This is a genomic window from Phocaeicola sp. GP0067, assembly GCF_031119655.1.
Taxonomy (GTDB): domain Bacteria; phylum Bacteroidota; class Bacteroidia; order Bacteroidales; family Bacteroidaceae; genus Phocaeicola; species Phocaeicola vulgatus.
This window is the reverse complement of the sequence record NZ_JAVHZY010000008.1, coordinates 161,871-174,522: the sequence shown is the minus strand read 5'-3', so window position 1 is coordinate 174,522 and position 12,652 is coordinate 161,871. Positions and strand designations below refer to the sequence as shown.

The window sequence follows — 12,652 nt, the reverse complement described above, 5'->3', positions numbered from 1 at the left end:
AAAATAGAAAGTATAACAGATAATGAGCATTCAAGCAAATTTAAAAGAAGTTCTTTCCGAACTGCCTGCGGGTGTCCGCCTGGTAGCCGTATCCAAATTCCATCCCAACGAGGCGTTGGAAGAAGCGTATGCTGCCGGCCAGCGTATTTTCGGTGAGAGCCACGTGCAGGAAATGACTCAGAAATATGAAACCCTGCCCAAAGACATTGAATGGCATTTCATCGGCCACCTGCAAACAAACAAAGTCAAATACATGGCCCCTTATGTAGCTATGATACATGCCATAGACTCGTATAAATTGTTGGTTGAAGTCAATAAACAAGCTTCCAAAGTCCATCGCGTCATCCCTTGTTTATTGCAGATACATATCGCCCAAGAGGAAACGAAGTTCGGTTTCTCTTTTGACGAATGCAGGAAAATGCTGGATACAGGCGGATGGAAGGATTTGAAAAATGTCCGCTTATCAGGAGTGATGGGTATGGCGACCAATGTGGATGACGACGAACAAATCAAAAGAGAATTTTGTTCCTTAAATACATTCTTCAAAGAAATAAAGCAGAACTATTTTTCTGATTCAGAATACTTTAAAGAAATTTCCATGGGTATGTCACACGATTATCCGCTGGCAGTGGAAGCCGGAAGTACACTAGTCAGGGTAGGAAGCAAAATCTTTGGAGAACGAAACTATTAAAACTACTATTTATATGACTCAATTAAAAACCACTTTTGCCGGGTTGTCACTGCGCAATCCTATAATCATCAGCAGTTCCAGCCTTACAAACAGCGCTGAAAAGAACAAGAAACTGGAGCTGGCAGGCGCCGGAGCCATTGTTTTGAAATCAGTTTTCGAAGAGCAGATCATGATGGAAGCACATCACATGGCTACTTATGGCTCTCCCGAAGGAGATGACTACTTGAGCACATATGTACGCTCTCATGCATTGAACGAATATATTTCATTGATTGAACAGACTAAAAAGCTTTGCACCATTCCTGTCATTGCCAGCATCAACTGCTTCAGCAACTCAGAATGGACAGACTTTGCCCGTACCGTGGAAGCAGCAGGAGCCGACGCACTGGAAATCAACATCCTTTCCTTGCAGACCGAAAAAGAATATCAATACGGTTCTTTCGAACAGCGTCATATCGATATCGTAAGCAGTATCAAGAAACAGATTTCCATCCCCGTCATTGTGAAACTGGGCAGCAATCTGACCAACCCCATCGCACTGATCAACCAACTTTATGCCAACGGAGCCAATGCTGTGGTATTGTTCAACCGATTCTACCAGCCGGATATCAATATCGACACCATGACATATTCTGCAGGCGATGTATTCAGTACTCCTGCCGACTTGTCCAACGGACTGCGCTGGACTGCTATCGCTTCGGCACAAGTTCCTCAGACAGACTATGCCATTTCGGGCGGTGTGCACGATGGAAAAGCGATAGTCAAAGCAATTCTGGCAGGCGCTTCCGCTGTAGAACTGTGCAGTGTCATCTACCAAAGAGGCAATCAGGTCATTGCAGATATGACAAATGAAATGACCCAATGGATGAACCGGCAAGGCTACAAGGACATCAGCGAATTCAAGAGTTCGATGAACGCACTGTCTACCGGAGCCAGCAATCCGTTTGAACGTACACAGTTCATGAAGTATTTCAGCAGCAAAGAATAAAAATCAGTGGTTAGTGATTAGTGGTTCATATCCATGCGACATCACAGCGCAGCTCATTAACCACTAACCACTAATCACTATTTTTCCTTCTGTTTAATTTGTATGCTCCAAAGAAAGTCTTATATTTGCACATTTGATTAAAGTTTGTGCAAAATATAAACAAAAGAGTATATACAATGGAGCAGAGTTTTATTGCCTTCCTGGAAGACAGTATAAAGAAAAACTGGGACTTGGATGCCCTTACAGATTATAAAGGTGCCACATTACAATATAAAGATGTAGCCCGCAAAATAGAAAAGCTACACATCATCTTCGAATTAAGCGGCATCAAGCAAGGAGACAAGATAGCTGTCTGTGGCCGCAACAGTTCTCATTGGGGAGTTACTTTCCTGGCTGCCGTTACATACGGGGCAGTGATTGTTCCCATTCTTCACGAATTCAAATCGGACAATATTCATAATATAGTCAATCACTCGGAAGCACGCCTGTTGATGGTGGGCGATATGGTATGGGAAAATCTGAATGAAAATGCCATGCCGTTGTTAGAAGGGGTTATCTTGATGAATGACTATACCCTGCTAGTTTCCCGCAGTTCCAAATTGGACTATGCACGCGATCATCTGAACGAACTGTTCGGAAAGAAATATCCGCGCAATTTCCGCCGGGAACATGTCAGCTACCGCCGGGATACACCGGAAGAACTGGCTGTGATCAACTATACTTCCGGCACGACCAGTTATTCCAAAGGAGTGATGATTCCTTACCGCGCATTGTGGTCGAATACCCAGTTCGCTTTTGATGTCTTGAAAATGAATCCGGGTGACAAGCTGGTTTCCATGCTCCCTATGGCACACATGTACGGACTGGCTTTCGAGTTCCTTTATGAATTCTGTGTGGGATGCCATATTTATTTCCTGACCCGTACCCCCAGTCCGAAAATCATCTTCCAAGCCTTTTCCGAAGTGAAACCCAATCTAGTAGTAGCCGTTCCATTGATTATCGAAAAAATCATCAAGAAGAATGTACTGCCCAAACTGGAAACCCCGGCTATGAAGATTTTACTGAAAGTTCCTATCATCAATGATAAAATCAAAGCCACAGTCCGCGAACAGATGATAAATGCCTTCGGAGGTAATTTCTATGAAATTATTGTAGGAGGTGCCGCCTTCAATCAAGAAATAGAGCAGTTCCTGAAAAGTATAGATTTCCCCTATACCGTGGGATATGGCATGACTGAGTGTGCTCCGATTATCTGTTATGAAGATTGGAAATATTTCAAGCCGGGTTCCTGCGGAAAGGCGGCTCCCCGTATGGAAGTCAAAATATTGAGCCCCGACCCTGAGAATATAGTAGGTGAGATAGTATGCAAAGGACCTAATGTAATGTTAGGCTATTACAAGAATCCCGAAGCTACCGCCGAGGTGATAGACAAGGACGGCTGGTTGCATACCGGCGACCTGGGTGTTATGGATGCGGAAGGCAACGTTACCATCAAGGGACGCAGCAAAAACATGCTGTTGGGTCCATCGGGACAGAATATTTATCCGGAAGAGATTGAAGATAAATTGAATAACATGCCGTTCGTTTCAGAAAGCATTATCATACAGCAGGCAGACAGCAAACTGGCGGCTTTGGTTTATCCCGATTTCGACGATGCCTTTGCTCATGGGCTGGATAATGACGCGATAGCACAGGCTATGGAAGAGAACCGTATCAACTTGAATACAGAACTTCCTGCATATTCACAAATAGCCCGTGTAAAAATCTATCCGGAAGAATTCGAGAAAACTCCTAAAAAGAGTATCAAACGTTTCTTATATCAGGAAGTAAAATAACACCTGGCAGAAAAAAGAACCTGCCTGCAACATATATAATGTATAAGTCTGAAGATTATAGATGTTGCAGGCTATACATTATAGATGTTACAGGTTATACATCCGCATATATGGACACCTGGATCATGATGCGTGAAAGGAGACAATACAAAACAGAATTTTACTCTTGCACCCCGATCAATTCTCCCCATAATTCCCCCTTATATCTACATTTTTATTACATTTGCACCCAAGAAACTAAAAATGTATGAAAATGAATATGCGTATAGCAGCAATACTCCTTTTAGGATATTGTGCAGGTATGTCAACTCCTGCTTTTGCCCAGAAAAAGGACAAGCTTAAAAAAGGCCCCAACATCTCCTTGAACATTTCCGCGAAGAAAGACAGTGTCAAAACCACTTATCTGAATATCGGTCTGCTTACAAATATCTATCAACTGAAAGGAATCGGTATCAACGCTGTATCCAGTGTTGTACAAAACGATATGACGGGTTTCCAAATCTCCGGCCTTGCCAGCATTACCGGACGCCACGCCTCCGGTTTCCAACTGGGAGGTATTGCCAATGTAGCCGGAGGCAATGCCAATGGCATCATGCTCAGCGGACTGATGAATGTTGCCGGAGGGAAAGCCAACGGTATCCAAATTTCCGGATTAGGCAACATTGCCGGAAACATATCAAGAGGAGTTACCATCGGCGGTCTGATGAATCTGGCCGGCAACAAAGCCCAAGGAGTTCAGATAGCCGGCTTGGCCAACATTGCCGGAAAATCACAAAATGGCGTCGCTATCGGCGGACTGATGAACGTATCTGCCGAGAAACTGAACGGAGCACAAGTTTCCACCCTGCTCAATATCAGTGGCGGAAAAGCCAAAGGCGCTCAAGTCTCAGCCATTGGTAATGTAGGTGTAAACGTGAATGGTATGCAATTCTCCGCCATCAGCAATATCGCTGCCGGAGAAATCAGAGGCTTGCAGCTTTGCGGTGCGGTAAATATCGCCGTCAAGACGGAAAATGCCCTGCAATTCTCAGGACTGACCAATGTTTGCCAAGGCAAGTTACGCGGTGTGCAGTTCGCTCCCGGCAACTACGCCGGAGAAGTAAGCGGCGCGCAAATCGGTTTACTCAACCTGTGTGGCGGGAATGTAAAAGGAATACAAATAGGAATCATCAACCATAGCAAGGATACTACCGCCCATAAACTAGGTTTGGTGAATATCACTCCCAAAACCCGTATCCAGATGATGCTGTTTGCAGGTAACACCAGCAAACTGAATGCTGCCGTGCGTTTTAAAAACCGCCGGAGTTATACCATGCTGGGTATCGGTACACACTATCTGGATTTGAATGACAAATTTTCGGGCTGTGTGTTCTACCGTGCCGGTCTTTACTATCCCATCGCCTCCAAACTGGAACTAAGTGGCGACTTAGGTTATTTCCATATAGAAAACTTTGAAAATGAAGATGCGGAAACACCGGAACGCATGTATTCATTGCAAGCCCGTATCAATCTGGAATATAAATTCAAATCCAGAATCAGTTTCTTTGCATCGGGTGGTTACGGCATGACGCGCTACTATGATAAAAATAAGTTCTACGAAAAAAAACCTATTTTCGAAGCAGGTGTTATCTTGTTTTAAGCAGCCCCGTCACCCTAGTATAAACTAATCCATACAGTATGAAACTACAGCATATCGCATTAGTCTGCCTGCTGGCATTAAGTGCCGGGAACGTCACAGCCCAGATGCTCCACCGCCCCGATTCCATGTATACATTCACCGATCCTCGCCTGCAAAAAAAACACCCTTGGCGTGCCGCTGCCGAAACTTTCGGAATGAATGTCGGAGTATGGGCATTCGACCGTTATGTAATGAACGAAGACTTTGCCAAAATCAGTATCGGCAGCATACGGCGCAATATCAAGCATGGTTTTGTATGGGATAACGACCAATTCTCTACCAACCTGTTCGCCCACCCCTATCACGGAAATCTTTATTTCAATGCAGCACGCAGCAACGGACTTACCTTTTGGGAATCGGCTCCATACGCCTTTGCTGGTAGTTTGATGTGGGAAATAGCCGCAGAAGTGGAGCCGCCCGCCATCAATGACCTGATGGCAACCACCCTAGGCGGCATCGCCCTGGGAGAAGTAACGCACCGTATGTCTTCTTTGGTACTGGACGACTCCAAGCGTGGTTTCTCACGTTTCACCCGCGAGTTTTTGGGAACCTTGATCTGCCCCATGCGGGGATTGAACCGAATGATAACCGGCGAGATGTGGAAAGTAAAACGCTCTCATTACAAATACCACGATTACGACCGCATTCCGGTACACTTTTCCATAGGTGCCGGTGACCGTTATCTGGCCGATGACAATTACCTGTTCCGTGGAGAGCACAATCCCTACCTTGAATTCCGGGTACAATACGGAGATGCCTTCGATAAAGTGAATGACGGCCCATACGATTACTTCACCGCGCGGGCCACCTTCGGTCTTTCCGGGAACCAGCCTCTTATCAGCCAGATCAACCTGATGGGCAAACTATGGGGTGTTCCCCTGAAAACCACTACCGGCATGGAAATGATGTTCGGTATCTTCCAGCACTTCAACTATTTTGATTCCGAGGAAGTGATTGACGGATCGGGGCGTATCCCTTACAAGATTTCGGAAGCTGCCAGTGTGGGACCGGGTATGATTTATAAATTCCCCCAAATGAACAGCCTGGTAAATTTGGAACAGCGTGTGTTCCTGAGTGCCATCCTGCTGGGTGGAAGCCTTACCGACTATTACAACGTAATAGACCGCAATTACAATATGGGAAGCGGATACAGCATAAAGAACAACACCATTCTGGACTTCGGCCGTTACGGCATGTTCGCACTGAATATGCATCTTTACCAGATTTTTACCTGGAAAGGATACGAACACAAGGATTTGGAAACAATAGATCCGCTCTATCTGAATGCGCAGGGAGACAAAGGAAATGTAATGCTCGCTGTAGTGAATCCGATTATCGAGCTGAATCTAAGCTCCCACTTCAAAGCCAATATGGAAGTGTCCTATTACTACCGCCACACACATTATTCCTACCATGAGGACATAAAATATAAGACCTTTGAAACCCGGCTAGGATTGATTTATCAATTCTAAAGCAAGGAAGAACGGACACGGCTCAAGGTTTCGGGAGTCATCTGTAATAAGGAAGCGATGTACACAAGAGGCGCACGCTTCAATATTTCGGGATGAAGCTGCAACAATCTGTTATAACGTTCATGAGCCGGTTCAAAACGAAGCGTGTCCGCCTTCACCTGTGACTCTATCAAAGAATGTTCGATAAAACCGCGATAAAGACGTTCGATATCGTGATATTGATCTATCAATTTCTCCACTTCCACACGGGGTAACTCCCATACCACGGATGCTTCCAAAGTTTCCACCATCAAGCGGGTGGGCTCCTGTTTAAAATAACTCTCTATGCAAATAATCATTCCGTTCTCATAACCGATATGCTCAGTCAGATCTTTATCATATTTATAATAAAATTGTCTGAGCATTCCTTTTTCTATAAACAACATCGATTTACAAACCTCACCGGCCTGCAAAACAATCTCCCCTTTACGATATTTTCTACAAACTAAGATTTCGGCTAATGCGTGAACACTTTCTCTACTGAGAGGATGGTTAACTTCTGCTATCCTTCTAGCTATGTCTATACTAGTTGTCATGTGCTCCCAATTTTTGTATTTGCTGCAAAAATACAAAAAAGGCTGGATTATTAGACATAAATTACAAAATTAAACCGATAAAGTTCTGAATAATAGTTTTTTTTATATACTTTTGAAACGCAATAGTAATAAAACGACCTTTATGAAACTACTAGCCTCTTTAACAATCCTGGGTTTAGTCATGGCACAAAGTGTCACAGCCCAAACGAATTACACAAAGGATCCGGAAAGCTGCACTAGCATTATGGTAGGAAAGAAAGCAACTACCGATGGATCAGTTATAACCAGTCATACATGCGACAGCTGGTACCGAACCTGGGTAAACATGGTTCCGGCAGAAAGTTATGAAAGGGATACTGTAATGAATATTTACGATGGCCGTATGCATACCGAGTTTGTAGCCGACCAGACTAATGTAAAAATCAAGGGGCAAATACCACAAGCTAGAAAAACATATGCCTTCATGGACACCTCCTACCCTTGCATCAACGAAAAGCAGCTGGGGATAGGTGAAACTACCGTAAGCGGACGCAGGGATCTGGAAAATCCCAAAGGTATGTTTATGATTGAAGAATTGCAACGTGTGGCATTGCAACGCTGTACAACAGCCCGTGAGGCTATCCGCCTGATGGGAGATCTCATAAAACAATACGGTTATGGCGACAGCGGCGAATGTCTGACCATTGCCGATCCTGATGAAGTATGGCACTTCGAAGTCTTCGGAGAAGGAAAAGATAACATTGGCGGAGTATGGGCGGCAGTCCGTATTCCGGATGATCATGTAGGCGTATCTGCCAACATCTCGCGAATCAGCACCCTCAATCTGAAAGATCCCGACCACTATATGGCTTCCGAAAATGTATTTGACGTGGCTAAAAAATTAGGATATTGGGATGGAAAAGAGCCTTTTAAATTTTGGAAAGCTTATAGCGGAAAGAATTACTCCGGCCAACTGAAATCCTTCAGCACCCGCGAGCACTTTATCCTGAATGCACTGGCACCGTTATTAAAGCTTGATTATGAAGCAGAAGAACTGCCTATCAGTGTAAAACCCGACAAGCAAGTATCTGTAACCGATGTTATGGCATTGCTCCGGGAAACATACGAAGGAACGCCGCTGGATATGACACAGAATCTGAAAGTTACGGTAAAAGATAGAAAAACCGGAAAAGTAGACACCATTATCAGCCCGAAAGCCAATCCGTGGATGCGTGGCGATGAACTGAATATGCTGAACGGTATTAAAAAGGGAGTTGTGAAATCAGTACGCAATATCGCAGTTCCGCAATGTGCTTATTCTACAGTTATCCAATTGCGCAACTGGCTGCCCGATGCAGTAGGCGGTGTGGTATGGTTCTCTATGGACAACCCCGGACAAAGCCCGCGCGTTCCGGTATTCTGTGGCATTACTGATTTCCCTGCTATGTATAAAATCTGCGGTAACCACCGCTATCGCGACGACGCCGCCTTATGGCACTATCGCCGCGCCAACAAACTGGCTGCTGTAAGATGGGGAACTGCCCGCAAAGTAATGGAAAAAAATATTCGTCATTTCGAGGAAAAAGGACAACGGGAACTTCCATTTGTGGAAGCACAATACCAAAGTATCCTTCAATCTAAAGGGGAAGAAGCAGCCCGTGCTTATCTCACAGACTACACGGCAGACTTTATAGGCGCCACCATCCTTCGCTGGGACGAAATGGCAAACCAATATTGGATTGAGTCACGCTTCGGCTTTTAATTGTTAACCTTATCATATTAAAAACAAACTTATGAAGACAAAAGTATTCACACTAGCCGCACTGCTATGCTGTGCATCAGCCATGTATGCACAAGAAAGTGGTTACAAATTCACGACTGTTGCATCACAGAAAGCAACTCCAGTCAAAAATCAGGCCTCTACCGGAACTTGCTGGTGCTTTGCCACCACTTCGTTCATGGAATCCGAACTGCTCCGTATGGGCAAAGGGGAATATGATCTTTCTGAAATGTTCATTGTACGCCAAAAGTACTTGAACCAATTGGAAGACAACTATTACCGGGGAGGCAACGGGAATTTAGGACAAGGAAGCCTTTCACACACATGGAAGAATGCTTTCAACCAAGTGGGTATCGTACCCGAGGAAGTATATCACGGAATCAACTATAACTCAGAAAAACATAACCATGGTGAAATGGTGAGATATATCAACGCTTTAGGAAACACAGCCGTTAAGATGAAACGTCGCAGCCCGGAATACTACAAGCTGATCAACAACCTTTTCGATACTTATCTAGGAGAACTTCCTGAAAAGTTCACTTACAAAGGAAAAGAGTACACTCCGAAATCTTTTGCCGAAAGTCTGGGTTTGAACATGGACGATTATATCGAACTGACTAGTTTCACTCACAAACCGTATTACCAGAAATTCTCTCCGGAAGTACCCGACAATTGGGAAAATGAACAAATGTACAATCTTCCGCTGGACGAAATGATGGAAGTTGCCGACTATGCTTTGACCCACGGATATACCGTATGTTGGGACGGTGATGTCAGTGAAAAAGGTTTTTCATTCAAAAATGGTGTAGCCATCAATCCGGTAGTGAAAAAAGCGGAAGATCTCTCGGGTTCCGACCGTGCACGTTTTGAGAAAATGGACCCTAAAGAACAAAGAGAGATGCTGGCGGAAGCCTACAAATTTGAAAAACCGTGTCCCGAAGTAAATGTCACTCCGGAAGTCCGTCAGGAAGGTTATGAAGCATTTGTCACTACAGATGACCACCTGATGCATCTTACCGGTATTACCAAAGACCAGAACGGGACCAAATACTATATCACCAAAAATTCTTGGGGTACAGAACGCAATACATTTGGCGGTTATCTGAATATGTCCGAAAGCTATGTACGTGCCAAGACTATTTTCCTCATGGTGCATAAAGATGCTATTCCGGCTGCAATCAAACAGAAATTAGGAATTAAATAAAAAAGAAAAGAGCAGGCGTCCGTTTTTCTAAAATAGACGCCCGTTTTTTGAAAACAGATATCCGGAGTCCCAATACATACTTGTGTTTTCAAATGGACATCTATTTTTTAGTAAAAGATTCATAATAACTATGACGAAAAAGAACTTATTTACATTAGTCTTATGCTTATTCTGTTTCGGAACCACAACTCATGCGCAACGTATCCCCACATTGGAGGAGGCCGTATACGGAGGACTGATCAAGACAGAAGGCGGAAGTAACGTGAACTGGATGAAAGATGGAGAACGTTATTCCAAAATAGAGAAAAATGCCGAGGGAGCATACGAAGTCACTGCCTACAAAGCAAAGGACAATTCCAAAGAAGTGCTGATCCCTGCCAATATGCTTTTGAATCCGCAAACAGGAAAACCTATCTCTGTCCGCAATTTCGTATTCAGCGAGGATAACTCCAAAGTATTGATCTATACCAATACCCGTCGCGTATGGCGTTATGATACCCGCGGTGATTACTGGGTGCTTAATTTGAAAGACGGCAAACTGCAACAATTGGGCAAAAGCTTGCCGGAAGCTACCTTGATGTTCGCCAAGTTCTCGCCGGATGCCAGCCGGGTAGCATATGTCTCCAGAAACAACATTTATGTAGAGAGTCTGGTTGACGGGAAAATCAACCAACTAACTCAAGACGGAAATAATGAAATTGTAAACGGAACATTCGACTGGGTATACGAAGAAGAATTCAACTGCCGCGACGGTTTCCGCTGGAGTCCCGACGGGCAATACATAGCCTATTGGCAAAGCGATACCCAAGGTACGGGATGGTTTGATATCATCAATAATGTAGATTCCATTTATCCTAAAATCCAACGTTTTCCCTACCCTAAAGCCGGAACAGCAAACTCCGCTGTAAAAGTAGGCTATGTATCAGCCGACGGTGGAAACACCACTTGGCTGGCTCTTCCAGGTGATGCACGCAACCACTATATTCCACGTATGGAATTCATTCCGGGCTGCAACGAACTGTTCATCCAGCAAATGAACCGTGCCCAAAACACCAATAAAGTATGGATTGCGAAAATAGGTGAAAATACCCCCGTCAATATCTTTACCGATCAAGATGCCGCATGGTTGGAAACGAATGACAATGTGCGTTGGTTGAAAGGGAACAAGTATTTCACTTGGGAAAGCGAACGTGACGGATGGCGCCACCTGTATCGTGTAAGCCGTGATGGTAAAGAAATCAAGCCCATCACCCAAGGAGCTTTTGATTATATTCAAGAAGTAGGTGCGGATATGGATAAAGGTTTTGTGTACTTTATCGCCTCTCCCGACAACTTCACCCAGCGCTATCTCTACCGGGCACGTCTTTTCGGCAATGGAGAGGTAAAGCGGCTAAGTCCTGTTGACCAAAGCGGGCAACATCGTTATATCATGTCACCGTCCGGCAAATGGGCAGTCCATACATTCAGTAACTCGGAAACTCCCCCTGTAATCGACATGGTGTCTTTCCCTGCCCATAAAAGTATACGTCTGATTACTGACAATGCAAAAGCCAAGGAGCAATACAAAGCCTTGGGGCTGCAACCGAAAGAATTTGTAAAAACCCGTTCAGGAGAACTGGAACTGGATGCATGGATGATCAAACCCGTAAACTTTGATCCCAGCAAAAAATATCCGGTCATAATTGATGTCTATGGAGAACCTGCCAACGCCACCGTGCAGGATGTATGGAGCGGAGGAAATTTATGGCACCAGTACTTGGCAAACCTGGGGTATATCATAGTCAGCATCGAGAACCGTGGTGCCAATGCACCCCGTGGACGCGAATGGCGCAAATGTATTTATGGAGAAGTCGGAACCTTTGCCAGTGAAGATCAGGCAAGAGGCATCCAAGACTTGGCACGTCAATACTCTTTCATTGACACCGCACGTATCGGTATCACCGGCTGGAGTGGCGGAGGCAGCCAGACGCTGAACAGTATGTTCCGTTATCCCGATGTTTTCCACACAGGTATTGCCATTGCTTTTGTGGCCGACCAGCGTCTGTATGACACGGTTTATCAAGAACGTTATATGAATACTCCTCAAAATAATCCGGAGGGTTACCGCAAAGGGTCTCCCATCTCGTATGCAGCAGGATTGAAAGGCAACTTGCTGTTAATTCACGGTACAGGAGATGACAATGTCCATTATCAGAATTGTGAAATGTTGGTCAATGAACTGGTACGGCACGGAAAAATCTTCTCACAGATTTCTTACCCGATGCGTTCCCATGGAATTTACGAAGGCGAGGGAACCAGCTTGCATCTGCGAAAGACAATGGCTGATTACTGGCTGAAAAACCTGCCTGCCGGAGGAAAATAAATATGCCAAAATTCCTGCTGATATGATTATACAGTCGGCCATTCTGAACATTAGTGAAACTTTTCATATACATAAAATGATTAGAGTC

Annotated in this window: 9 protein-coding genes; 8 read left to right on the top strand and 1 reads right to left on the bottom strand. The window is 44.6% G+C overall.

All coding sequences use genetic code 11. From position 1 onward, the window contains the following. The first annotated feature begins 22 nt into the window (after positions 1-22). From RE317_RS09065 to RE317_RS09045, 5 genes are all read left to right on the top strand, one after another. Entirely contained in the window at positions 23-691 is a 669-nt protein-coding gene (locus RE317_RS09065; protein ID WP_117873466.1) for a YggS family pyridoxal phosphate-dependent enzyme, read from the top strand. Between the two features lie 13 nt (positions 692-704). After that, positions 705-1,679: a dihydroorotate dehydrogenase-like protein gene (locus RE317_RS09060; protein WP_057099291.1), complete on the top strand. Its 975-nt coding sequence runs from the start codon at positions 705-707 to the stop codon at positions 1,677-1,679. A gap of 176 nt (positions 1,680-1,855) precedes the next feature. Further along, complete coding sequence (locus tag RE317_RS09055) at positions 1,856-3,514, top strand: AMP-binding protein (RefSeq protein WP_005851623.1); 1,659 nt, start codon at positions 1,856-1,858, stop codon at positions 3,512-3,514. Between the two features lie 253 nt (positions 3,515-3,767). Then, positions 3,768-5,153, top strand: a complete 1,386-nt coding sequence (locus tag RE317_RS09050) for a hypothetical protein (protein WP_005841530.1) — start codon at positions 3,768-3,770, stop codon at positions 5,151-5,153. A 38-nt stretch (positions 5,154-5,191) separates the two neighbouring features. Further along, complete coding sequence (locus tag RE317_RS09045; protein ID WP_117873464.1) at positions 5,192-6,664, top strand: DUF3943 domain-containing protein; 1,473 nt, start codon at positions 5,192-5,194, stop codon at positions 6,662-6,664. Here the strand turns inward: RE317_RS09045 and RE317_RS09040 are convergent. Then, positions 6,661-7,239, bottom strand: coding sequence for a Crp/Fnr family transcriptional regulator (locus RE317_RS09040; RefSeq protein WP_012055924.1), 579 nt, complete (start codon positions 7,237-7,239; stop codon positions 6,661-6,663). The genes RE317_RS09045 and RE317_RS09040 overlap by 4 nt on opposite strands. Before the next feature lie 142 nt (positions 7,240-7,381). On the opposite strand from RE317_RS09040, the gene RE317_RS09035 reads away from it, so the two are divergent. The 3 genes from RE317_RS09035 (at position 7,382) to RE317_RS09025 (ending at position 12,564) form a co-directional block, all read left to right on the top strand. After that, a complete protein-coding gene (locus RE317_RS09035) occupies positions 7,382-8,980 on the top strand; it encodes a dipeptidase (RefSeq protein WP_303266233.1) in 1,599 nt (532 codons plus the stop codon). 31 nt (positions 8,981-9,011) lie between these two features. After that, the gene (locus tag RE317_RS09030) at positions 9,012-10,202 is read left to right on the top strand and encodes an aminopeptidase C (RefSeq protein ID WP_005851616.1); all 1,191 of its coding nucleotides are present in this window, start codon (positions 9,012-9,014) and stop codon (positions 10,200-10,202) included. A 130-nt stretch (positions 10,203-10,332) separates the two neighbouring features. Beyond that, on the top strand, positions 10,333-12,564 hold the full coding sequence (locus tag RE317_RS09025) for a S9 family peptidase (RefSeq protein WP_117873462.1): 2,232 nt from the start codon (positions 10,333-10,335) through the stop codon (positions 12,562-12,564). Positions 12,565-12,652: the final 88 nt, after the last annotated feature.